Annotated in this window: 7 protein-coding genes; 5 read left to right on the top strand and 2 right to left on the bottom strand. The window is 62.9% G+C overall.

Annotated elements, in window-relative coordinates; all coding sequences use genetic code 11:
• The first annotated feature begins 144 nt into the window (after nucleotides 1-144).
• From pvdM to ASG55_RS05535, 5 genes are all read left to right on the top strand, one after another.
• A complete protein-coding gene (gene pvdM, locus ASG55_RS05555; protein WP_056784318.1) occupies nucleotides 145-1,509 on the top strand; it encodes a pyoverdine-tailoring dipeptidase-like protein PvdM in 1,365 nt (454 codons plus the stop codon).
• Nucleotides 1,506-2,792, top strand: coding sequence for a pyoverdine-tailoring periplasmic protein PvdN (gene pvdN, locus ASG55_RS05550; protein WP_056784315.1), 1,287 nt, complete (start codon nucleotides 1,506-1,508; stop codon nucleotides 2,790-2,792). Before pvdM ends, pvdN begins: the two co-directional genes overlap by 4 nt.
• Before the next feature lie 36 nt (nucleotides 2,793-2,828).
• Entirely contained in the window at nucleotides 2,829-3,716 is an 888-nt protein-coding gene (gene pvdO, locus ASG55_RS05545; protein ID WP_056784312.1) for a dihydropyoverdine dehydrogenase, read from the top strand.
• 109 nt (nucleotides 3,717-3,825) lie between these two features.
• On the top strand, nucleotides 3,826-5,475 hold the full coding sequence (locus tag ASG55_RS05540; protein ID WP_056784309.1) for a cyclic peptide export ABC transporter: 1,650 nt from the start codon (nucleotides 3,826-3,828) through the stop codon (nucleotides 5,473-5,475).
• 115 nt (nucleotides 5,476-5,590) lie between these two features.
• Nucleotides 5,591-8,074, top strand: coding sequence for a TonB-dependent siderophore receptor (locus ASG55_RS05535; RefSeq protein ID WP_177342708.1), 2,484 nt, complete (start codon nucleotides 5,591-5,593; stop codon nucleotides 8,072-8,074).
• 790 nt (nucleotides 8,075-8,864) lie between these two features.
• Here ASG55_RS05535 and ASG55_RS05530 read toward each other — a convergent pair.
• Nucleotides 8,865-9,827 carry an alpha/beta hydrolase gene (locus ASG55_RS05530; protein ID WP_056784304.1) on the bottom strand — a complete coding sequence of 321 codons (963 nt, stop codon included), beginning with the start codon at nucleotides 9,825-9,827 and terminating at the stop codon, nucleotides 8,865-8,867.
• Between the two features lie 69 nt (nucleotides 9,828-9,896).
• Nucleotides 9,897-22,211 (bottom strand): non-ribosomal peptide synthetase, encoded by a 12,315-nt coding sequence (locus ASG55_RS05525; protein WP_056784302.1) that lies wholly within the window; start codon nucleotides 22,209-22,211, stop codon nucleotides 9,897-9,899.
• Nucleotides 22,212-22,219 lie beyond the last annotated feature (8 nt).

Here is a 22,219-nt window from a genome sequence, read left to right as displayed (position 1 = left end):
AATTTACGCCGCCGGCAAAACATCCCTGCGCCGCTGCCGGGCATTTGTAACGCACACCTAAATTAGCCGTGCAGCCACTCGTTCTTCCCAGATAGCAAAGGCCCCTGCGCCTGTACCTCGACGGCGAACCTGAATGAGATGGCAATGACAAAACCGCGTTGGAAAAAGGCTCTATTCATCGGCCTGCCGCTGGCCCTGGCGATCAGTGCCGGCGCAGGATTTCTGGCCTGGGATTACTGGAACAACCCCGGCTATCCGGTGAAGGTGATGAAACAGGCGACGGAGTTGCAGGATCGCCTGCTGTCGTTCGACAGCCACATCACCGTACCGCTGAGTTTCGGCAGCCACGACCACGAAGCCGACAAGGATGGCTCGGGCCAGTTCGACCTCATCAAGGCCAATCGCGGACGCCTGTCCGGCGCCGCGCTGACGGTGTTCGGCTGGCCGGAAATGTGGAACGGCCCGAACGCCCCGCACCGTCCCACCGAGGGTTTTGTCGAAGAAGCGCGCAATCAGCAGGAGGTGCGCTACAAGATCATTTCCGGGATCGTCCGCGACTTCCCCAATCAGGCCGGCATCGCCTACACGCCGGATGACTTCCGCCGCCTGCACGGCGAAGGCAAGTTTGCGATTTTCATCAGCATGCTCAACGCCTACCCGCTGGGCAACGATCTGAGCAAGCTCGATCTGTGGGCCGGGCGCGGCATGCGCATGTTCGGTTTCAGTTACATCGGTAACAACAGCTGGGCCGACTCGTCGCGGCCGCTACCGTTTTTCAATGATTCGCCGGACGCCCTCGATGGTCTGTCGGACATCGGCAAACAAGCGGTGCAGCGCTTGAACGATCTGGGCGTGATCATCGATGTTTCGCAGATGTCGACCAAGGCCCTCGAGCAAGTCGCCGAACTGAGCCGTACACCGCTGGTGGCCTCGCACTCGGTGCCACGGGCGGCGGTGGATATCCCGCGCAACCTCAGCGACAAAGAGCTGCAACTGATCAAGAACAGTGGCGGCGTGGTGCAGGTCGTCGCCTTCTCGCAGTACCTGAAACCGCTGACCCAGGGCACGCAGGACAAACTCAATGCGTTGCGTGCGCGCTTCGATCTGCCGCCACTGCCCAATCTGGCCATGGCACTGATGCCGGGCGATCCGATCATCACCGCCTGGTCGGAACAGAAGCTCGGCCAATACGCCAGCGGCCTCTACGCGATCCTCGAAGAAGAACCGAAAGCCACCCTAAAGGACTTCGGCGACGCCATCGATTACACAGTGCGCAAGATCGGTATCGACCACGTCGGCATCGCCTCGGACTTCAACGACGGCGGCGGCATCAAGGGCTGGGAAAACGTCGGCGAGATTCGCAACGTCACCGCCGAACTGCTGCAGCGCGGCTACTCCGAAGCGGACATCGCCAAGCTCTGGGGCGGCAACTTCATGCGCGTCTGGGATCAGGTGCAAAAAGCCGCGAAACCAGCGCTGGCGTCGCGCCAGGAGGTGGCCCGGCCATGACTGATCGCCGCACTTTTCTCAAGCAGGCCGGCCTGCTCGCCGCCGCCCTGCCCCTGGGCGCCAGCCTGAGTGCTCCGGCGGCCATCGCTGCCGTGCCGACTGCGTCGCGAGACAAATGGGCGCAGTTGCGTCAAATGTTCGATCAGGATCCCCAAGCGATTCACTTCGCCAATTTCCTCGTCACCTCGCACCCCAAACCGGTGCGCGAAGCGATCGAACGCCATCGCGCGGCGCTGGATCTGAATCCGGGTCTGGCGATGGATTGGGATCTGGGCGTCACCGAGAAGCGCGAAGAAAACGTGCGCCACTGGGCCGGCCAGTACCTGCAAGCCAAACCGGCGCAAATCGCCCTGACCGGCAGCACCACCGAAGGCCTGGCGATGATCTACGGCAGCGTACAGGTGCGCGCGGATCAGGAAATCCTTACCACGGTTCACGAGCACTACTCGACGCGCAATATTCTCGATTTCCGCAGCCGGCGTGACGGCACGCGCGTGCGCAAACTCAAGCTGTTCGAAACCCCGCAGAGCATTTCTCTGGATCAGGTGCTCGACACGATCAATCGCAATATCCGCCCCGAAACCCGCGTGCTGGGCATGACCTGGGTGCATTCGGGCAGCGGCGTGAAGCTGCCGATCAGCGACATCTCGCGGCTGGTCGACGAGCACAACCGCCAGCGCGACGACCAGGATCGGCTGATTTACGTGGTCGATGGTGTGCACGGTTTCGGTGTCGACGACTTGAGTTTCCCGCAGATGAACTGCGACTTTTTCATCGCCGGCACGCACAAGTGGATGTTCGGCCCGCGCGGCACCGGCATCGTCTGCAGCCGCACCGAAGAACTGAAATACGTCAGCCCCAGCGTGCCGACCTTCTCCGAGGCCACGGCCTTCTCGACCATCATGACCCCGGGCGGCTACCACGCCTTCGAGCATCGCTGGGCGCTGGACGAAGCCTTCAAGTTGCACCTGCAGCTGGGCAAAGCCGAGGTGCAGACGCGCATTCATCAGCTCAACAGCTACCTCAAGCAACGCTTGCAGGAGCACCGCAACATCGAATTGGTCACCCCGCTCGCCTCGCAGTTCTCCGCCGGTTTCACCTTCTTCCGGATCAAGGGCCAGGACAGCGATGAAGTAGCTGCCTGGCTGATGCAGAACTGGGTGATCTGCGACGCGGTCAGCCGCGACGTCGGGCCGGTGATTCGCACCGCGCCGGGCTTGCTCAACAGCGAAGCCGAAGTGGATCGCTTCATGGACATCCTCGGCACCAAGCTGCGTGCCTGACCCTCGACTGCCGTTTTCCTTTCAAAGAGACGACCCATGAAAAAGCCTCACGCGTCACTCCTCTCCAAAGCCCTGCCCGCACTGGCGCTAAGCGCCCTCTGCGCTGCCCTGTTGCCCGGCACCGCGCACGCGGCGACAGCACCCGCTGCGGGCAAAGTGTTCAAGGATTGCAAGGACTGCCCGCAAATGGTCGTGTTGCCGACCGGCAGTTACACCATGGGCACGCCGGACGATGAGGTCGGCCGCCAACCCGACGAAGGCCCGCTGCACACGGTGACGTTCAGCAAACCATTCGCTATCAGCCGCTCGCAGGTGCTGGTGGGCGAATGGGACGCCTATGTGCGCGAAACCGGCAACAAGCCCTACGACTTCGATGACCGCCCCGGCCGCCGCTGCACCGCCGGCAAGCCGGAATTCAAACAGACGCCACGCGACCCGGCCGTGTGCATGAACGTCGCCGAAGCCCAGGGCTACATCGACTGGCTGTCGAAAAAGACCGGCCACGCCTATCGCCTGCAAAGCGAATCGATCCGCGAATACGCCGCCCGGGGCGGCAGCACCGGGCCTTTCCCCTTTCCGTTCGATGAGGGCAAGGATTACCAGATTTCCAGGCACGCCAACACTTACGGCGCGGCCGATGGCTACAACTTCACCTCGCCGGCCGGCACCTTCCCGGCCAATGCGTTTGGTGTGTTCGACGCCCACGGCAACGTCTACGAATGGACCGCCGACTGCTACCACCCGGACTACTCCGGCGTGCCCGCCGACGGTCGCCCATGGACCCAGGAAAACTGCGAACGCCAGGTCATGCGCGGCAACGACTGGGGCGAGGCGCCGATCTTCTCCCGCTCGGGCAACCGCAACAGCAGCTGGCCGACCAGCAAGGGCGACTGGCTGGGCTTTCGCGTAGTACGCGACCTCTGATCCCGCCCTCGACGAGCGCAGCCACGCCTGCGCTCGGTTAAAGAAACTCCGCGACCATTCGTTTTCCTTAAGTACCGGCACTCCCTCCGCATCGAAGCAGGAATCCTCCATGACCAAGCCTACGCGTGGGGCGATCAACGAATTGTTCGCCCTGCTCAAGCCCTTCCGCCTGATCGTCTCGGCGTCCATCGTGCTCGGCATGCTCGGCGGCCTGAGCGTCACCGTGCTGCTGGCGACCATCAACAACGCCCTGCATTCCGATGACGGCCTGACCCGCACCGTGGTGATGATCTTTGCCGGCCTCTGTGCCCTGGCCCTGCTGACCACGATCCTGTCGGACATCGGCACCAACTACGTCGGCCAGCACATCATCGCCAAACTGCGCAAAGAGCTGGGGGAGAAAGTCCTGTCGGCGCCGATCGACCAGATCGAACGCTATCGCAGCCATCGCCTGATTCCGGTGCTGACCCACGACGTCGACACCATCAGCGACTTCGCCTTCGCCTTCGCGCCGCTGGCGATTTCCATGACCGTGACCCTTGGTTGTCTCGGCTATCTGGCCATGCTGTCGTGGCCGATGTTCCTGATGATGCTGGTGGCCATCGCCATCGGCACCACCATCCAGGCCATCGCCCGGGCCAAAGGCATGCGCGGTTTCTACGCCGCCCGCGATTCCGAAGACGAACTGCAGAAGCACTACAACGCAATTGCCGAAGGCGCCAAGGAACTGCGCATTCACCGCCCGCGCCGCCAGCGCATGTTCGTCGCCGGCATTCAGAAAACCGCCGAGAAAATCTGCGACACCCAAATCAGATCGATCAACACCTTCGTCATCGCCAAGTCGTTTGGCTCGATGCTGTTCTTCGTGGTCATCGGCATGGCCCTGGCCCTGCAATCGCTGTGGCCGAGTGCCGACAAAGCGGTGATGAGCGGATTCGTTCTGGTGCTGCTGTACATGAAGGGGCCGCTGGAACACCTGATCAGCACCCTGCCGATCATCAGCCGCGCGCAGATTGCCTTCCGCCGCATTGCCGAACTCAGCGAACAGTTCTCCTCACCGGAACCGCACCTGTTGCTGCAGGATCAGGGCAGCAAGCCGGCCGCCGTCAACAGTCTGGAACTGCGCAACGTGCGCTACGCCTTCCCGCCCGTGGAAGGCAGCGAGCCGTTCCGCCTCGGCCCGGTGAACCTGCGCATCGAACAGGGCGACATTGTGTTTATCGTCGGTGAGAACGGCTGCGGCAAGACCACGCTGATCAAATTGCTGCTGGGCCTGTACGCGCCGACCGAGGGCGAAATTCGCGTTAACGACAAGCCGATCACTGCGGTCAATCGCGATGACTACCGGCAGAACTTCACGACGATCTTCGCCGACTACTACCTGTTCGATGATCTGATTCAGGGCGATCGTGAAGTGCCGCAGGATGCCACCCGCTACCTCGAACGTCTGGAGATTGCGCACAAGGTCAGCGTGCGCGACGGCGCCTTCAGCACTACCGACCTGTCCACCGGCCAGCGCAAACGCCTGGCACTGGTCAACGCCTGGCTCGAAGAGCGCCCGGTGCTGGTGTTCGATGAATGGGCGGCGGATCAGGACCCGACATTCCGGCGGATCTTCTATACCGAGCTGCTGCCCGACCTCAAGCGTCTGGGCAAGACCATCATCGTGATTTCCCACGACGACCGTTACTTCGACATCGCCGATCAACTGGTGCGCATGGAGGCCGGCAAGGTCAGAAGCGAACTGCAAACCGCTTGATCGAGGCAGCCGCGACCGGGCCGGAGAAAAAACTTTTCCGGTTTGCCGCGGCTTCCTCGTCTTAATGAGATGAATAAGAACCATTAACAACTATACCTGCCAAGGTCTTAACCTCATGTCCGCATCCCGTTTCATGCTTCGCCCTCTGACTCGAGCCCTGCTGATGCACGGCGCGACCCGCACACGCCTGGCCGGTAGCGGCCTGGGTCTGGCACTGACCCTTGCAGCAGCGCCGTATGTCCAGGCCCAGGAATGGACCCTGAACATCCCGGCCCAACCGCTGGCCCAGGCCCTGCAAACCCTCGGTCAGCAGACCAGCCTGCAAATCATCTACAGCCCGGAAAGCCTGCAAGGCCTGCGCTCCAGCGCCCTCAACGGCCGCTACCAGGATGACGAGTCACTGAAGGCGATGCTCAGCGGCACCGGCATTCGCTATCAGCGTGACGGCAACACCGTCACCGTGCTCGGCCCGGCCACCAGCGGCAACGCGATGGAACTGGCGCCGACCAACGTCAACGCCAACCGCCTCGGCGCCACCACCGAAGGCAGCAACTCCTACACCACCGGCGGCGTGACCATCGGCAAAGGCGTGCACTCGCTGAAGGAAACGCCGCAGTCGGTCACGGTGATGACCCGCAAGATGCTCGACGACCAGAACCTCAACACCATCGAACAGGTGATGGAGAAGACCCCGGGCATCACCGTCTACGACTCGCCCATGGGCGGCAAATATTTCTACTCGCGCGGTTTCCGCATGACCGGCCAGTACCAGTACGACGGCGTGCCGCTGGACATCGGCAGCAGCTACGTGCAGGCGGACAGCTTCAACAGCGACATGGCCATCTACGACCGCGTGGAAATCCTCCGCGGCGCGGCGGGCATGATGAAGGGCGCGGGCGGCACCGCCGGCGGCGTCAACTTCGTGCGCAAGCGCGGCCAGGACACCCCGCACACGCAGCTGTCGCTGTCGGCCGGCACCTGGGACAACTACCGCGGCCAGGTCGACACCGGCGGACCGCTGAACGACGCCGGCACTGTCCGTGGCCGCGCAGTGGTGACCCAGCAGACCCGTAAGTATTTCTACGATGTGGCTGAACGCCGCGACCAGATCTACTACGGCGCCCTGGACTTCGACCTCAGCCCCGACACCACCCTCGGTCTGGGCATGGCCTATGAAGACGTCGACGCCACCCCGTGCTGGGGCGGCCTGCCGCGCTACGCCGACGGCTCCGACCTGCACCTGAAACGCTCCACCTGCCTGAACACCTCGTGGAACAACCAGCGCAGCAAACGCGCCACCTACTTCGCCGACGTCAAACACCAGTTCAACGATGACTGGTCGCTGAAAGTCGCCGGTGTGTACTCGCGCAACACTCAGGACATGGAATATTCCTTCCCGAGCGGCACAGTGCCCTTGGGCGCCACCGCCACCAACACGCTGATGCTCGGCAGTACCTATGATTACGATCAGCGCGACTACGGGTTCGATGCCTACGTCGATGGCAAATTCGACGCCTTCGGCCAGCAGCACGAACTGATCGTCGGCGCCAACGCCAGCCGTTCGCACAAGGACGACTTCTACGCGGTGGCGGCATTGCCACAGCGCCAGAACGTGTTCAACCCGAACCACAACATCCCGCAGCCGGATGAAAGCTACTACCTGGCCAACGCCTCCCGTGGCGGCCCGGTGGACATGCACATCAAGCAATACGGCGCCTACTCGATCGCCCGCCTGAAACTCGCCGACCCGATGACGCTCGTGCTCGGCAGCCGAGTCAGCTGGTACAAATCCGATACCGATTCGGTGCAGTACTTCCGTGGCGAAGGCACCGAGGTCAACACCCAGTCCACCGAAACCGGCCAGGTCACGCCCTTCGCCGGCCTGCTCTACGACCTCAACGACAACCTGACCGCCTACGCCAGCTACACCGACATCTTCACCCCGCAAGGCTCGTACAAAACCATCGACGGCAGCACGCTCAAGCCGCTGATTGGCCAGAGCTACGAGCTGGGGATCAAGGGTGAGTGGTACGACGGTCGTCTGAACACCACGTTCAACCTGTTCCGCACCATCCAGAAAGATGCGGCCCAGGATGACCTGCGGTGCGAAGACAGTTCGTGCCAGATCAACTCCGGCAAGGTCCGCGCCCAGGGCTTTGAAGCTGAAGTCAGCGGTGAAGTGATCGACCGCCTGCAATTGCTGGCCGGTTATACCTACACCCAGACCAAAGTGCTGGAAGACGCCGATGCTACTCAGGATGGCGCGGTCTACAACTCCTACGTGCCGCGTCACCTGTTGCGCGTCTGGGGTGATTACGCCCTGAGCGGGCCGCTGGACCGTGTGACGATTGGTGCGGGGGTCAATGCGCAGACGGGCACCTACCGGGTTTCGCCTCTGGGCGGGGACAATGTCGATGGCGCGGGTTATGCGGTCTGGAACGGTCGCATTGGTTATCGGATCGATGACACCTGGTCGGTGGCGTTGAACGGCAATAACCTGTTCGACAAGCGTTATTACGCGACTATTGGTACCGAGGGGTTCGGTAACTTCTACGGGGATCCGCGCAATTTTGTGATGTCGGTGAAGGCTGATTTCTGATTGCTCTTAGTTGTGTGGAAGCCCCGCTTTGGCGGGGCTTTTTGGTTTTTGGGATTGGGGGGCATATCCGTTGCTGCGGTGAAGGCTACTTAGGGTTCCGCCCTTACGGCGGGTCACTTTTTCCAAACGCCGGAATGCCGGCCCAGCGAAAAGTAACCAAAAAGGCTTTGCCCCGGCGTACGGCCCGCTCGCTGGGGCTCGGGGTACCTTCGTTACGGGACCGATCCGGGCGCAGCGGCTCCGGTTGGCTTCGCTGCAAGGGGCAAAAGATCAAGAGCCAGAGCAAAAGCCCCTCACCCTAGCCCTCTCCCGGAGGGAGAGGGGACTGACCGAGGTGTTCAGGCGAAATACGCCGACTTGCGATATCGAGTCGAATGCAGATTCTGGAAAGCCCGCAAATCGGCTCCCTCTCCCTCGGGAGAGGGCTGGGGTGAGGGGCGAATCCAACACAGATCCAAAGCAGACCACACGCTTTTCACCACTCAACAATGAGCGTTAGCTCGAGTGCTTTTGATCTTGATCCACCGGCGACGTCGGAAGGCTGAGTGGAGGGATTGATCCGGGGGTGGGAGCGCAGCGACCGTTTGGCGCAGCCAAACACAGCGAGTGTAGGTGCAGCGAAGCAAACCGGAGCCGCTGCGCCCGGATCGATCCCGGAGCGAAAGAACCCGAGCCTGCGAGGGCCGAACGCAGGAGCTAGCGTTTTTTGCTTACTTTTTTAGGCGCTTGTAAAAAAGTAAGTCGCCGTAAGGGCGAAACCGCCAGCAGCAACACCAAAAAAAACGGATATTCACCCCATCCAAAAAACCCGCGCAAGCGCCCCACCAACCCGCGAATAAACCTCCAGAACCCCAGGCACCACCGCCCCCAACCGCAACAAATCATGAGTCAACCCGGCACAAACCTCGACCTCGACCTCAACCCCCTGCCCACGCAGCCTGTCGACATAAGCCTGCCCCTCATCCAGCAACGGATCAAACCCGGCCAATACGACAATGGCCGGCGCCACCCCACGCAGATCCTCCGCCAGCAACGGCGAAAAACGCCAATCCAGATAATCCTCCGGCCCTCGCGCATAGTGCTGATAAAACCACTCCAGCGTATCGTTCTCGAGCAGGTACCCCTCGCCAAACAACAGCCGCGAATCATGCACCCGCGAAGCATCGGTCACCGGATAACACAACAACTGCACCTTGGGCGCGATAGCCACCGTGTGCGGCTGCACCACTGCCTGAATCGCCAGCACCGTCGCCAACGTGGCACCCGCGCTGTCGCCACCAAACGCAACGCGCGAACCATCCAGGCCGAGGCTCGCAGCCTGTTCGGCCAGCCAGGCCAAAGCGTCCTCGCCATCCTCCAGCGCCGTCGGAAAGCGATGCTCCGGCGCCAGTCGATAACCGACCGAGAGCACCGCACACGGCGTGCGCTGGCAAAACTCGCGGCAGACGCCGTCGTGGGAATCCAGACTGCCAACCACGAACCCGCCACCGTGGAAATACACCAGCACCGGCAGCGGCGATTCAATACCGTTGGGCCGATACAAACGCAACGCCAGCGCCGCACCATCGCGGGCCAGTGTCTCAATCTCGCTGACTTCAACATCCTGCGGCGCCGGCCAGCGCAGTTGCGCGGTGGTCTGCTCGAAGGTGGCGCGGGCCTCGCTCGGGGTCAGTTGGTGCATGGCCGGCAGGCCGGCGTCCTGGCTGTCTTGAGCGAGGTCGAGGAAAGCTTCCAGATCAGGGTGTAACGACATCGTTAAAAATCCTTGTATCCGCAATAAGACGGGCGCGCCTGGGCAGCGCCCGCGCAAAAGACCGGGCGATCAACCCACCCGCGCCATGCAATGCTCGATCAACGCTTCAAGCTCGCGCTGGTAATCGCTCATCAGCGCATCCATGGTGCCGGCGCGGTAACGCTGGCTGCTGTAGATGCAGCGCAAGGCCAGTTGCCCGTCATAGACCTGACCGACAATTTCCAGCCAGTTGCCCAGATTCGCCTTGAGACTGTAGTTGTCGCCGGTCTCTTCCAGTGCCGGCACCAGCAACGCCTGTTCATCGAAGCTCTGGTCGAACTGCCCGAGGTAGTTGAACGTCACCCGTGCCTGCGGCAATGCAGCCAGTTGCGCCGAGACTTCCGGCCCGGCCAGATGACGCAGCACGCCATAGCCGATGCCCTTCTGCGGTACGCCCGCCAGTTGCGCCTGCACATCGATGATCGACTGGCCGATGTCATCGCTGTCCGGGCGCAAACGCACCGGGAACATGCTGGTGAACCAGCCGAGGCTGCGGCTCAGGTCGATCGATTCGAAGAGGTCTTCGCGCCCGTGCCCTTCGAGCAGAATCAACGCCGACGGTTGCTCGCTCCAGCGGCACAGGGCGCGGCTGAGCGCTGACAACAGCAAGTCGTTGATCTGCGTGCCGTACACCGCCGGGGCCTGTTTGAGCAGTTGTTCGGTGTGCTCGCGGGACAGCTTGAGCCGCGCCTGCGCCTGTTGCCGCACGAGGTTCTTGCCGCGCGGGTTGTCGCACGGCAGATCAACGCCGGGCTGATCCAGTTGCTCCAGCCAATAGCTCAATTCCTGCTCGGCAATCACTGGGGCCTGCGCCTGCAATGCCTCGGCAAACGAACGATAGCTGCTGGTGCGAATCGGCAGTTGCGGCGCCAGCCCCTGCACGCACGCCTCATAAGCGACTTTCAGATCGTCGAGCAGAATCCGCCACGACACGGTGTCGACCACCAGGTGATGAATCACCACCAACAACCGCGCCTGACCATCCGGCAACGCCACATGCATGACCCGCCAGACCGGCCCGTCATTGAGTTTGAGGCTGCGCTGCGCGAGGTTGGCCAAGGCTTCGACCTCTTCGCTGCTTTGCGCTTCACGGCGCCACAGCACAGCCTCGTCGGACGCGCTGCTGCTATAGCGCTGCAACCAGCACCCGCCGTCATTGGAAAAACGCAAACGCAACGAATCGTGATGCTGTTCGATCAAGCCCAGCGCCTGTTCCAGGGCATCGAGATCCAGCGGCTGACGTGCGCTGAGCAGCAACGACTGGTTGTAGTGATGCGCCTCGGCCATGCCTTCGGCGAAGAACCATTGCTGGATCGGCAGCAAATTGAACGCACCCTCTGCAGCAACCTGTGTCAGGTCCGGCAGCGCTTGCCCGGCGCCCTCCTTCGCCACCTGCTGCTCGACGATGCCGGCGATGGTTTGATAGCGCATCAGATCACGCAGCTTCAGCTCCATCTGCAGGGTCGGGTGGTTTCTCACCCGCGAGATCACTTGCAGGCTGAGGATCGAATCGCCGCCCAGTTCAAAGAAGTTATCGCTGATACCGACCTGCTCGACCTGCAACACCTGCGCCCAGATCTCGGCCAGCAAGGTTTCCTGCTCGGTGCGCGGCGCAACATATTCGTCGCTTTTGAACTCCGGCTCCGGCAAGGCCTTGCGATCGAGTTTGCCGTTGGGCGTGACCGGGAACGCGCTGAGGCAGACGATCTGCGCCGGCACCATGTATTCCGGCAGCGAAGCGCGCAGCCCGGCCTTGAGTTCATCGCCGATGTCTTCACCGCTGGCGGTGACCACGTAGCCGATCAGTTGCTTGCCGGAGGCATTGTCGCGGGCAATCACCAGCGCATCGCTGACCGCCGGCAACTGACGCAGGCTGGCCTCGACTTCGCCCAGCTCGATGCGGAAGCCACGCACCTTGACCTGATGGTCGATGCGCCCGACGTAATCGACCACGCCGTCCGGGCGACGGCGCACCAGATCGCCGCTGCGGTACAGGCGTTCGCCGGGCGCAAACGGGTTGGGCACGAAGCGCTCGCCGGTCAGATCGGGGCGTCCGTAGTAACCACGGGCGACGCCGTAACCGCCGATGTACAACTCACCGGCAAAACCCGGCGGCAGCGGATTCAGATCGTCGTCGAGCACGTACAGCGAACGCGCACCGACCGCGCGGCCGATCGGCGCGTACGCCGCTTCGCAGTGCTGGCTGATGGCGACTTTCCAGAGCATCGGCGTGACCACGGTTTCGGTCGGGCCGTAGCCGTTGGTGAAGTATTGCGGACGCAACGCCGCTTTCACCTGTTCGAAAGTCTGTTCCGGCACCGCGTCGCCACCGAAGCAGTAGATGCGCACCGGCGGCGGTGCAATGCCGCTGGCGGCCGCGTACTCGGCCAGTTGCTTGAGATAGGCCGGTGGGAAGCAGGCGATGGTCACGCCGTAATCGTGCAGGGCCTGATAGGTCTGCTCCGGCGTCCACAGGCATCCGTCACGGATCACCAGACGACCGCCGCTGTACAGCGTACTCAGCCAGCGTTCGTGAGCGCCGTCGAAAGCGAACGACATGAAGTGCAGCTCGCAACTGCTCGCGTCCATTTCGTACAACTCGGCGATCGCCTGGCAGTGCATGCTCAGCGGTCCCTGAGTCACGGCCACGCCTTTCGGCCGTCCGGTGGAGCCGGAGGTGTAAACCAGATAGGCCAGGCTCTGCTCGTGAACATCGCAGACCGGTGCGGCATCGCTGTAAAGACTGCGATCGAGTTGATCGATTTCCAGACGCAACACGCCATGCGGCGCCGGTAACGTCGCGCGCAGGCTGGTTTGCGTCAGCAGCAGGGCCATGCGCGAATCTTCGATCATGTACGCCAGACGCTCCGGCGGGTAATCGATGTCCAGCGGTACGTACGCCGCACCGCTCTTGAGCACGGCGAGGAAACTCACCAGCATTTCCAGCGAGCGCGGCAACGCCACGCCGATCACCACTTCCGGCCCGGCGCCATGGGCGATCAGGCACTGCGCGAGTCGATTGGCCTGCCGCTCCAGTTCGGCGTAGGTCAGGCTCTCGTCGGCGCATTGCACCGCGATCGCATTCGGTTGCTGTTGCGCATGACGACTGATCAGCTCCGGCAGCAACTGCGGCGCGTGGCGGTGGGAAGGCTCGGCGCTCCAGGTCTGCGCCGCTTGCCATTGCTCGGCGGACAGACGCTGCAAGTTACCCAGCCGCTCATACGGCGCGGCCATCATCGCCGCGAGGGTGTTTTCCAGGGTCAGGCGAATGCCTTCTACCGCCTCGGCGCTGAAGTGGCTGCGCAGGTACAGGTACTCGATCGACAATTCGTCGCCGAGCATCACCGCAAGGTCCATCGGCACGTTGGTCACGCCGTGGCCGATGGATTTGCCGAAGGTCAGCTCGGTGTCGGTTTCTTCCTGCAAGCGCTCGTCGATCGGGAAGTTCTCGAACACCACGATGCTGTCGAACAGCGCCTGACCACCGAGGTTCGACCAGCGCTGCACATCGGCCAGCGGCGCCTGGGAGTAATCACGAATGTCGAGGTTGTAGGCCTGCACTTCGCCCAGCCAGTCGGCCAGGCGCTGATCGGCCTGCGGCGTCTGAATGATCGGCAACGTGTTGATGAACAGGCCGAGCATGTTGCCGACGTTCGGCAGACTTTCCGGACGCCCCGATACGGTGGCGCCGAAGGTCACCGTCTGCTGGCCGGTGTAGCGTTGCAACAGCAGCAGCCACGCGCCCTGAATCAGCGTGTTGGGGGTGATGCGCAAATCGCGGCAGAACTCCAGCAGGCGCGCGGTTTGCGCTTTGTCCCAATTTGAATAGAGCGCATCGTGACCGGTAACGTCGGCACTGTGGCGCGGGTGCATCGCCTGACTCAGCGCGGTCGGTTCGTTGACCACCGCCAGACGCGCCTTCCAGAACAGCTCTTGGGCATCCTGATCCTGCGCCTGCAACCAGGCAATAAAGTCGCGATAGCGGCCGTTTTCGCCAGTCACCTGGCCCGTGGAATAGAACTGCAAGACCTCGCCGAACAACCGCGAACTGCTCCAGCCATCCATCAGAATGTGGTGGCTGGTCCAGATCATCTGGTACTGCTCGTCGCCCAGCTGCAGCAGGGTCACCCGCTGCAAACGCGCCTCGGACAAGTCGAAGCCCAGCGCGCGGTCGGCACTGGCAAATTCGGCAATCGCCGCCTCGCTGCAGTCCTGCCCACGCCAATCGAGCACCTGCATCTGCAACGGCGCCTGGCGATGCACTACCTGCAGCGGCTTGGCCAGCCCATCCTGCCAATGGAAACTGGTGCGCAGGATCGCCTGACGGACAATGATGAATTCCCAGGCCTTGCGGAAACGCTCAACGTCGAGGCCCTTGATCGGCAGGCTGACCTGTTGCACGTAGAGGCTGCTGCCGTTATCCGACAGCGTATGGAACAGCATGCCTTCCTGCATCGGCGACAGCGGATAGACGTCTTCGATCAGTTCCGCCGGCACCGGCAAGGCATCGAGTTGCGCCTGATCCAATTGCGCCAACGGGTAGTCGCTGACGCTGGCGGATTGCGCGTCTTCAAGCGAAACCACTGCGGCCAGTTTCTGCACCGTCTGCTGCTGGAACAGGTCCTTGGGCGTGAAGCAAATGCCCTGCTGCCGAGCGCGGCTGACCAGTTGAATCGAGATGATCGAATCGCCGCCGAGGGCGAAGAAGTTGTCGGTCACGCCGACCTGCTCGATCTTCAGAATGTCCTGCCAGACCTCGGCCAACTGCTGCTCCAGCGGCGTCGAAGGCGCGACGTAATCGCGTTGCGCCTGACTGGCGTCCGGTGCCGGCAGAGCCTTGCGATCAAGTTTGCCGTTGGGTGTCAGCGGCAACTGTTCGAGGAACAGCCACTGCGCCGGCACCATGTAGTCCGGCAGATGCGCCTTGAGCGCGGTTTGCAGCGCAGTGCTCAGCGCGTCCAGTTGCGCAAGACTCTGATCAGCCTCGGCCGGCACCACATAAGCGACCAGTTGCTGGCCGCCAACGCCGTCCACCGCCAGCACCACGCCTTCGCGCACGCTGGCCTGGGCCAGCAGACGCGCTTCGATTTCCCCCAGTTCGATACGGAAGCCGCGCACCTTGACCTGATGGTCGATGCGGCCGACGTATTCGATACGGCCGTCGTCCATGAAACGCGTCAGGTCGCCGGTGCGGTACATGCGCTCGCCGTTGCTCGCCAACGGGTTGGGCACGAAGCGCTCGGCGGTCAGGCCCGGGCGCAACAGATAGCCACGGGTGATGCCGCCACCGGCCAGATACAGCTCCGCTGCGATGCCGAGCGGTGCTGCCTGCAATTGCCCGTCGAGCAGGTACGCGGTGGTGTTGCGCAGTGGCCGGCCGATATTGGCCTGGCCGCCGAGTTCGCGACGGGTCCAGGTCGAATACGTGGTGTCTTCGGACGGCCCGTACAGGTCGTAAACGTGGGCAACCGAAGTCTCGCGGTACAGCGTGTCGACCAGCGCCTGCTTGAGCGGCTCGCCGGCCAGATTGATGATGCGCACGCCCGCCGGGATCTGGCCGATGCGTTGTAGCGCGGCAATCGCCGATGGCACGGTGTTGATCAGGCGCACCTGATCACGCTCGGGCAAGTCCGCCAGCTCCAGGGCATTGCGCGCCATGACCATGGACCCGCCGCGCGCCAGGGTGACGAAAATCTCCCACACCGACAAGTCGAAGCACACCGACGTCGAGGCCAGTACGCCTTGCAGATCGTCCTCGCTGTAGACCTCGGCGGACCAGTGAATCAGCGCCTGTACGTTGCGATGGGCGATGGCCACGCCTTTCGGTTTGCCGGTGGAACCGGAGGTATAGATCACGTAGGCCAGATTGGCCGCGTCGGCGCGCGCCGGCAGGTTGTCCGGCGCTTGCGCGGCGAACGCCTCACCGCCGGCCTCGACCAGCACCACGTGGGCTTCGCTGGACGGCAGTTGCGCCAGCAACGCTTGCTGGGTCAGCAGGACTTTCGCCTGGCTGTCGTCGAGCATGTAGGCCACGCGGTCGGCCGGGTAGTCCGGGTCCAGCGGCACGTAGGTGCCGCCGGCCTTGAGCACTGCCATCAGGGCGATCACCAGTTCCGCCGAACGCGGCAGCGCCACGCCGACGCGCACTTCGGCGGTGACACCCAGCGTCACCAAATGCCGGGCCAGCTGATTCGCCCGCAGGTTCAGTTCGCCATAGCTCAGGGCCACGCCGGCATGACTCAACGCCAGTGCCTGCGGATGCGCTGCGACCCGTGCTTCAAAGCTCTGCGAGATCAACCGCTCGGCCGGATAAGCCGCGTGATTGTCGTTCCACTGCGCCAGCGTCTGCCGTTCGGCCAGCGGCAGCAGACCGATCTCGCCGAGTGCCCGCTGCGGCGCTGCGATAAATTGCTCGAGCACTTCACGCAAATGCGCCGCCAGACCAAGCACGCTGCGCTCGGCGAAGTGTTCGGTGAGGTAGTTGAAATCGAGGTTGAGCACTTGGCTGGCGCCGGCGATCAGGGTCAGACCGTAGTTGGTCTGCTCGCGATGCTCCAGACCGGAAAAGCGCAGCCCGCCCGGATTGGCCTCCAGCGCTTCGGATACCGGGTAGTTCTCGAACACCAGCAAAGTGTCGAACAGCGCTTCGCCACTCAATGCGGCCAGACGCTGAATGTCCTGCAACGGCGTCTGTTCGTAGTCGCGCAACAGCAGGTTCTTGTCCTGCACGCTGCGCACCCAGTCGCCGACGCTGAGGGTGGCCTGCGGGCTGGCGATCACCGGCAAGGTGTTGATGAATAGCCCCAGCTGTTCTTCGATGCCCGGCAAATCCACCGGCCGCCCGGATACCGTGGCGCCAAACGCCACGGTGGCCTGGCCGGTGTAGCGCTGCAACACCAGCAGCCATGCCGCCTGCACCAGACTGTTGAGGGTCACCTGTTGCTGACGGGAGAAGCTGTTCAGACGCTGGGTCAACGCTTCATCGAAATGCAGACGATGCATCTGTTTGCCCGGCCCCGGCACGGTGCGTCCGTGGCAGGCCGAGGCCAGTCGGGTCGGCTCGTCGAGTTCGGCCAGTTGCCCGCGCCAGAATTCCTGCGCGGCCGCCTTGTCCTGGCCTTGCAGCCAGACCAGAAAATCCCTATAGCGGCCCTGTGCGCTCGGCACCGGCTGGCCGGCGTAATCCTGCAGCACTTCGCCGAACATCCGCGAGTTGCTCCAGCCATCCATGAGAATGTGGTGACAGGTGAAAATCAGCCGATGCCGATCGTCAGCAGTGCGCAGCAGGCACAGGCGCAACAACGGTGGATTCTGCAGATCGAAGCCGCGCTCGCGGTCGGCCTGCGCCCGTGCTTCAAGCACCGCCGGCAGATCGGCGGCATCACGCACATCGATTTCCGGCATTTCCAGGGTCAGTTGGCGGTTGATCACCTGCAACGGCGCATCGAGGCCATCGCGGCCCCAGATGAAACCGGCGCGCAGCACTTCATGGCGATCGACCACGCGCTGCCAGGCTTGCTGGAACCGCGCGACGTCGAGGCCGTCGATGTCCAGCAGCATCTGATAGACGTAGGCGCTGGCGTCCGCGTCGTACAGGCTGTGGAACAGAATGCCCTGCTGCATCGGCGCCAGCGGATAAATGTCCTCGATGCGCTGGGCGGCAATCGGCAGGCTGTCCAGATGCGCCTGGGACAAACCGGCCAGCGGCACGTCGGACGGAGTCAGCCCCCCGGAATGACTAAGGCAGTGGTCGATCAATTCGCTCAGCGCCACTTCGTAGGCGCGGGCCAAACCGACAATGGTCGCCTCTTCGAAAACGTCGCTGCTGTAGGTCCAGGTCAGGCTCAACTGGCCCTGATAAACCCGACCATCGATGGTCAGCCAGTTGGCCATCGGCGCATTTGCGTCCTGACCGGCGCCCTTGTCTTCGGTGGCCGGCCGCCACAAGGCGTCTTCGTCGAAGTTGCTATCGAACTGGCCGAGGTAGTTGAACGTCACCTGCGGTTGCGCCAGTTCATGCAGTGCCGCTTGTGCTTCGGCGGTACCGAGATAACGCAGCAAGCCGAAGCCGATGCCCTTGTTGGGGATCGCGCGCAGTTGCTCCTTGATGCCTTTGATCGAGGTTTCCAGGCTGGCGTTTGGTGTCAGGCGCACCGGGAACATGCTGGTGAACCAGCCCACGGTGCGGCTCAGGTCGATGTCATCGAAGAGGTCTTCGCGGCCATGGCCTTCGAGCTGCACCAGCGCACTGTCGCTGGCGGTCCACTCGCACAGCACCCGCGCCAGTGCGGTCAGCAGCAGGTCGTTGACCTGGGTGCGGTAGACCGCCGGAGCCTGTTGCAGCAATTGGCGGGTACGTTCGGCGTCCAGCCGCGTGTCGACGCTGCGTTCGAAGCGGTTGTTCAATTGGCCCTGCGGATTATCCAGCGGCAAACCGAGCGGAACATCGCGCAACTGCTCGCGCCAGTAGCTCAGTTCGCTGCCCAGCGCCGCGCTGCGCGCATGTTCTTGCAGGCGCAAGCCCCAGTCCTTGAACGCGCTGGTCTTGGCCGGCAGATGCACGCTCTGTCCGCTGCTGATCTGCTGATAGGCGCTTTGCAGGTCTTCGAGCAGGATTCGCCACGACACGCCATCGACCACCAGGTGATGAATCACCAGCAGCAGACGCTGACTGGCGTCCGGCATATCGACCAGCGCCGCGCGGATCAGCGGGCCGTTGTGCAGGTCGAGGCTGCGTTGCAGGTCCAGGCACAGCGCTGGCAGTGCCGCGCTGTCGTCCAGCGTGAAAGTGCGCAACAACGCCTGTGGCTGATCTGCCGCGCCGTGACTTTGCTGCCAGCCCTGCTCGGTTTGGCGATAACGCAGACGCAAGGCGTCATGCTGTTTTTGCACCTGCGCCAAGGCCTGTTGCAGCGCTGCGGCTTGCAGGGTTTTCGCCGGGGTCAGCAGGATCGACTGGTTCCAGTGATGCCGCGCCGGGATGTCGCTGTGGAAGAAATACTGCTGGATCGGCGTCAGCGGCGCATCGCCAAGCACCTCGCCCTGCTCCGTCTGCACGGCATCGCTCTGCTGCGCGACGGTGGCCAGACGCTGCACGGTCTGATGCTGAAAAATGTCCTTGGGCGTAAAGCGAATGCCAGCCTGCCGAGCGCGGCTGACCACTTGAATCGAGATGATCGAGTCGCCGCCCAGCTCGAAGAAATTATCGTGAAGCCCGACCCGCTCGACCTTGAGCACGTCCTGCCAGATCTCCGCCAGACGCTGTTCCAGTTCGCTGCGCGGCGCGGAGTAGGCCTCTTGCACCTGCGCAACGTCCGGCTGCGGCAGCTGCTTGCGGTCGAGCTTGCCGTTGGCGGTCAGCGGCAGCCGGTCAAGGAACGCCCAACTGACCGGGACCATGTAATCCGGCAGGGTTTCGCGCAGGTGCGCCTTGATCGAATCACGCAGCGCGCCCTGCTCGTCCGCGTTCAATGTCTCAACCGGCACGACCCAGGTCGCCAGTTGCTGACCGCTGAGACCGTCCACCGCCAGCACCACCGCTTCGCGCACCTGTGGATGCTTGAGCAGTTGCGCTTCGATTTCGCCGAGCTCGATGCGGAAACCACGGATCTTCACTTGGTGGTCGATACGACCGATGTACTCGATCACCCCGTCGCCGCGCAGGCGTGCGAGGTCGCCGGTACGGTACAGACGCTGGCCGGCCTTGCGGTTGAACGGGTCGGGCACGAAGCGGGTAGCGCTCATGCCAGCCTGATTCAGATAACCACGAGCGAGACCGGCGCCAGCGATGTACAACTCACCGATGCAGCCTTGCGGCACCAGGTTGAGCGAGCTGTCGAGCAAGTACCACGACAGGTCGACAATCGGCGCGCCAATCGGGCTGCTGTGATTGCTGTGCAGATCCGCCAGCGACAATGGCCGGTAGGTCACGTGCACGGTGGTTTCGGTGATGCCGTACATGTTGATCAGCGTCGGCGTGCGATCGCCAAAACGTTCGAACCACGGGCGCAGATTCTGTACTTCCAGCGCCTCGCCGCCGAACACCACGTAACGCAGGGTATTACTGCGGCTCGACTCGCAGGCGACCTGCATCAACGGCTTGAACGCCGACGGTGTCTGGTTCAGCACCGTGACATTTTCATCGCACAGCAGCGTGTAGAAATCCTCTGGCGAACGGCTGACATCGTGGGGCACGACCACCAGTTTGCCGCCGTACAACAGCGCGCCGAAAATCTCCCACACCGAAAAGTCGAACGCGTAGGAATGGAACAGCGTCCAGCTGTCCTGCGCGCCGAAATCGAACCAGTGCGCGGTGGCGCTGAACAGGCGCATCACGTTGCCGTGCGGCAGCAACGCGCCCTTGGGTTTGCCGGTGGAACCGGAGGTGTAGATGACGTAGGCCAGATTGTCCGGCGTGGTCAGGCATGGCGGGTTACTCGAGATGCCGTGTTCCGGCGCCTGATCCAGATCGAGGCAGACCAGCCCCGGCGGCAGCGGCAATTGCCCGAGCAAATGGCCCTGGGTCAACAGCAATCGAATACCGCTGTCGTCGATCATGTAGCCCAAGCGGTCATCCGGGTAGCTCGGGTCCAGCGGCACATAGGCGCCGCCCGCTTTCAGCACCGCGAGAATGGCGACGATCATGTCCAGCGAACGCTCCACCGCCACGCCGACGCGCACGTCCGGGCCGACGCCCTGCTCGAGCAGCGTATGCGCCCACTGGTTGGCGCGGCGATTGAGTTCAGCGTAGGTCAGGCGTTGTCCTGCGAAGGTCACGGCCACCGCATCGGCATGCCGCTCGGCCTGGGCCTCGATGGCTTGCTGGATGCACTGGGTCAGCGGTTGTTCGATCAGCGACGGATTCCATTGCGCCAACAGCTGTTGCTGCTGGCCGGCGTCGAGCATCGGCAATTGGCCGATGCACCGGGTCGGCTCGGCGACGATCGCCTGCAACAGCGCGGTCCAGTGTTGCGCCAGTCGCTCGATGGTCGCTGCGTCGAACAGGTCGGTGGCGTACTTGAGTACCGCTTCGATGCCGTGCGCCTGTTCGGTAGTGTTGAGGGTCAGGTCGAATTGCGCGGTCTGGCTCTGCCATTCCAGCGGTTCGATGTTCAGGCCGTTAAGGCGCGTCGCAACGCTCGCACGGCGCTCGGCCTGGTGGTTGAACATCACCTGGAACAGCGGACTGTGGCTGAGGCTGCGGCCCGGCTCCAGCGCTTCGACCAGTTGCTCGAAGGGCAAGTCCTGATGCGCCTGCGCCTCCTGGGCGGTCTGTTTGACCTGACGCAGCAGTTCGACAAACGGCAGCTCTGCGTCGATGTCCGCCTTGAGCACCTGGGTGTTGACGAAGAAGCCGATCAGGCGCTCGATTTCTACCCGGCCACGGTTGGCCACCGGCACGCCGACACGGATGTCGCTTTGCCCGCTGTAGCGATGCAGCAAGGCCTGAAACGAAGCCAGCAGCAATACGAACAGGGTGACGTTTTCCTGCCGGGCGAAGGCCTTGAGGGCATGGCTCAGCGCCGGATCAAGAATCAGGTTATGGCTGGCGCCGGCGAAGCTTTGATCGACCGCGCGCGGGCGATCCAGCGGCAACTCCAGCACCGGTTGTTCGCCGCCGAGTTTTGCCTGCCAGTAGGCCAGCTGCCGCTCCTGCTCACCGGCCTCCATCCACTGGCGCTGCCACAAGGCGTAATCGGCGTATTGAATCGGCAGCGCCGGCAGACCGGCGTCGTGACCGAGGTTGAAACCGGCATAGAGCTGCACCAGTTCCTCGATCATCACTTGCAGCGACCAGCCATCGGAAACGATGTGATGCAGGGTCAGCACCAGGACATGCTCAGCGGGGTTGACCTGTAGCAGCGCGGCACGCAGCAACGGGCCGTGCTGCAGGTCGAAAGTCTTCTGGCTCTGGGTCTGGACGAAAGCCTCGATCGAACGCTCCGGGTCATTCGCCAGATCAGCGCTCAGGTGATGAATATCGAGGGTAAAAGGTCCTGCGGGCAGGACCACTTGCAAGGGTTGCGCGCTGTCTTGAGAGAACACCGTGCGCAAGGTTTCGTGGCGCTCGATCAGCGCCGCAATGCTGCGTTCCAGTGCCGGCACATCCAGCGGCCCTTGCAAGCGCAGGGCCGTCGGAATGTTGTAGGCCGCGCTGTGCGGTGCCCACTGCCAGAGGAACCACTGGCGCTGCTGAGCGTAGGACAGCAACAACGGCTCTTCAGCCGTGCGCTTGAAAACCGGGGCAATGTCAAAGAGGTTGACGCCTTTCTGCTTGAGCAGAACCGCCAGAGCCTTTCTTTGCTTAGCCGAAAGTTGTCCTACCGACTCGATTAACTCTTGCACGCGTTTTT

Source organism: Pseudomonas sp. Leaf434, assembly GCF_001425545.1.
Classification (GTDB): Bacteria; Pseudomonadota; Gammaproteobacteria; order Pseudomonadales; family Pseudomonadaceae; genus Aquipseudomonas; species Aquipseudomonas siliginis.
This window is presented reverse-complemented; position numbering and strand designations above follow the sequence as displayed.

What these genes read in the sequence shown, in the direction of transcription:
- ASG55_RS05530 (WP_056784304.1), bottom strand. Translation starts at nt 9,827, where the DNA reads ATGTCGTTACACCCTGATCTGGAAGCTTTCCTCGACCTCGCTCAAGAC.
- pvdO (WP_056784312.1), top strand. Translation starts at nt 2,829, where the DNA reads ATGAAAAAGCCTCACGCGTCACTCCTCTCCAAAGCCCTGCCCGCACTG.
- ASG55_RS05540 (WP_056784309.1), top strand. Translation starts at nt 3,826, where the DNA reads ATGACCAAGCCTACGCGTGGGGCGATCAACGAATTGTTCGCCCTGCTC.
- pvdN (WP_056784315.1), top strand. Translation starts at nt 1,506, where the DNA reads ATGACTGATCGCCGCACTTTTCTCAAGCAGGCCGGCCTGCTCGCCGCC.
- ASG55_RS05535 (WP_177342708.1), top strand. Translation starts at nt 5,591, where the DNA reads ATGTCCGCATCCCGTTTCATGCTTCGCCCTCTGACTCGAGCCCTGCTG.
- pvdM (WP_056784318.1), top strand. Translation starts at nt 145, where the DNA reads ATGACAAAACCGCGTTGGAAAAAGGCTCTATTCATCGGCCTGCCGCTG.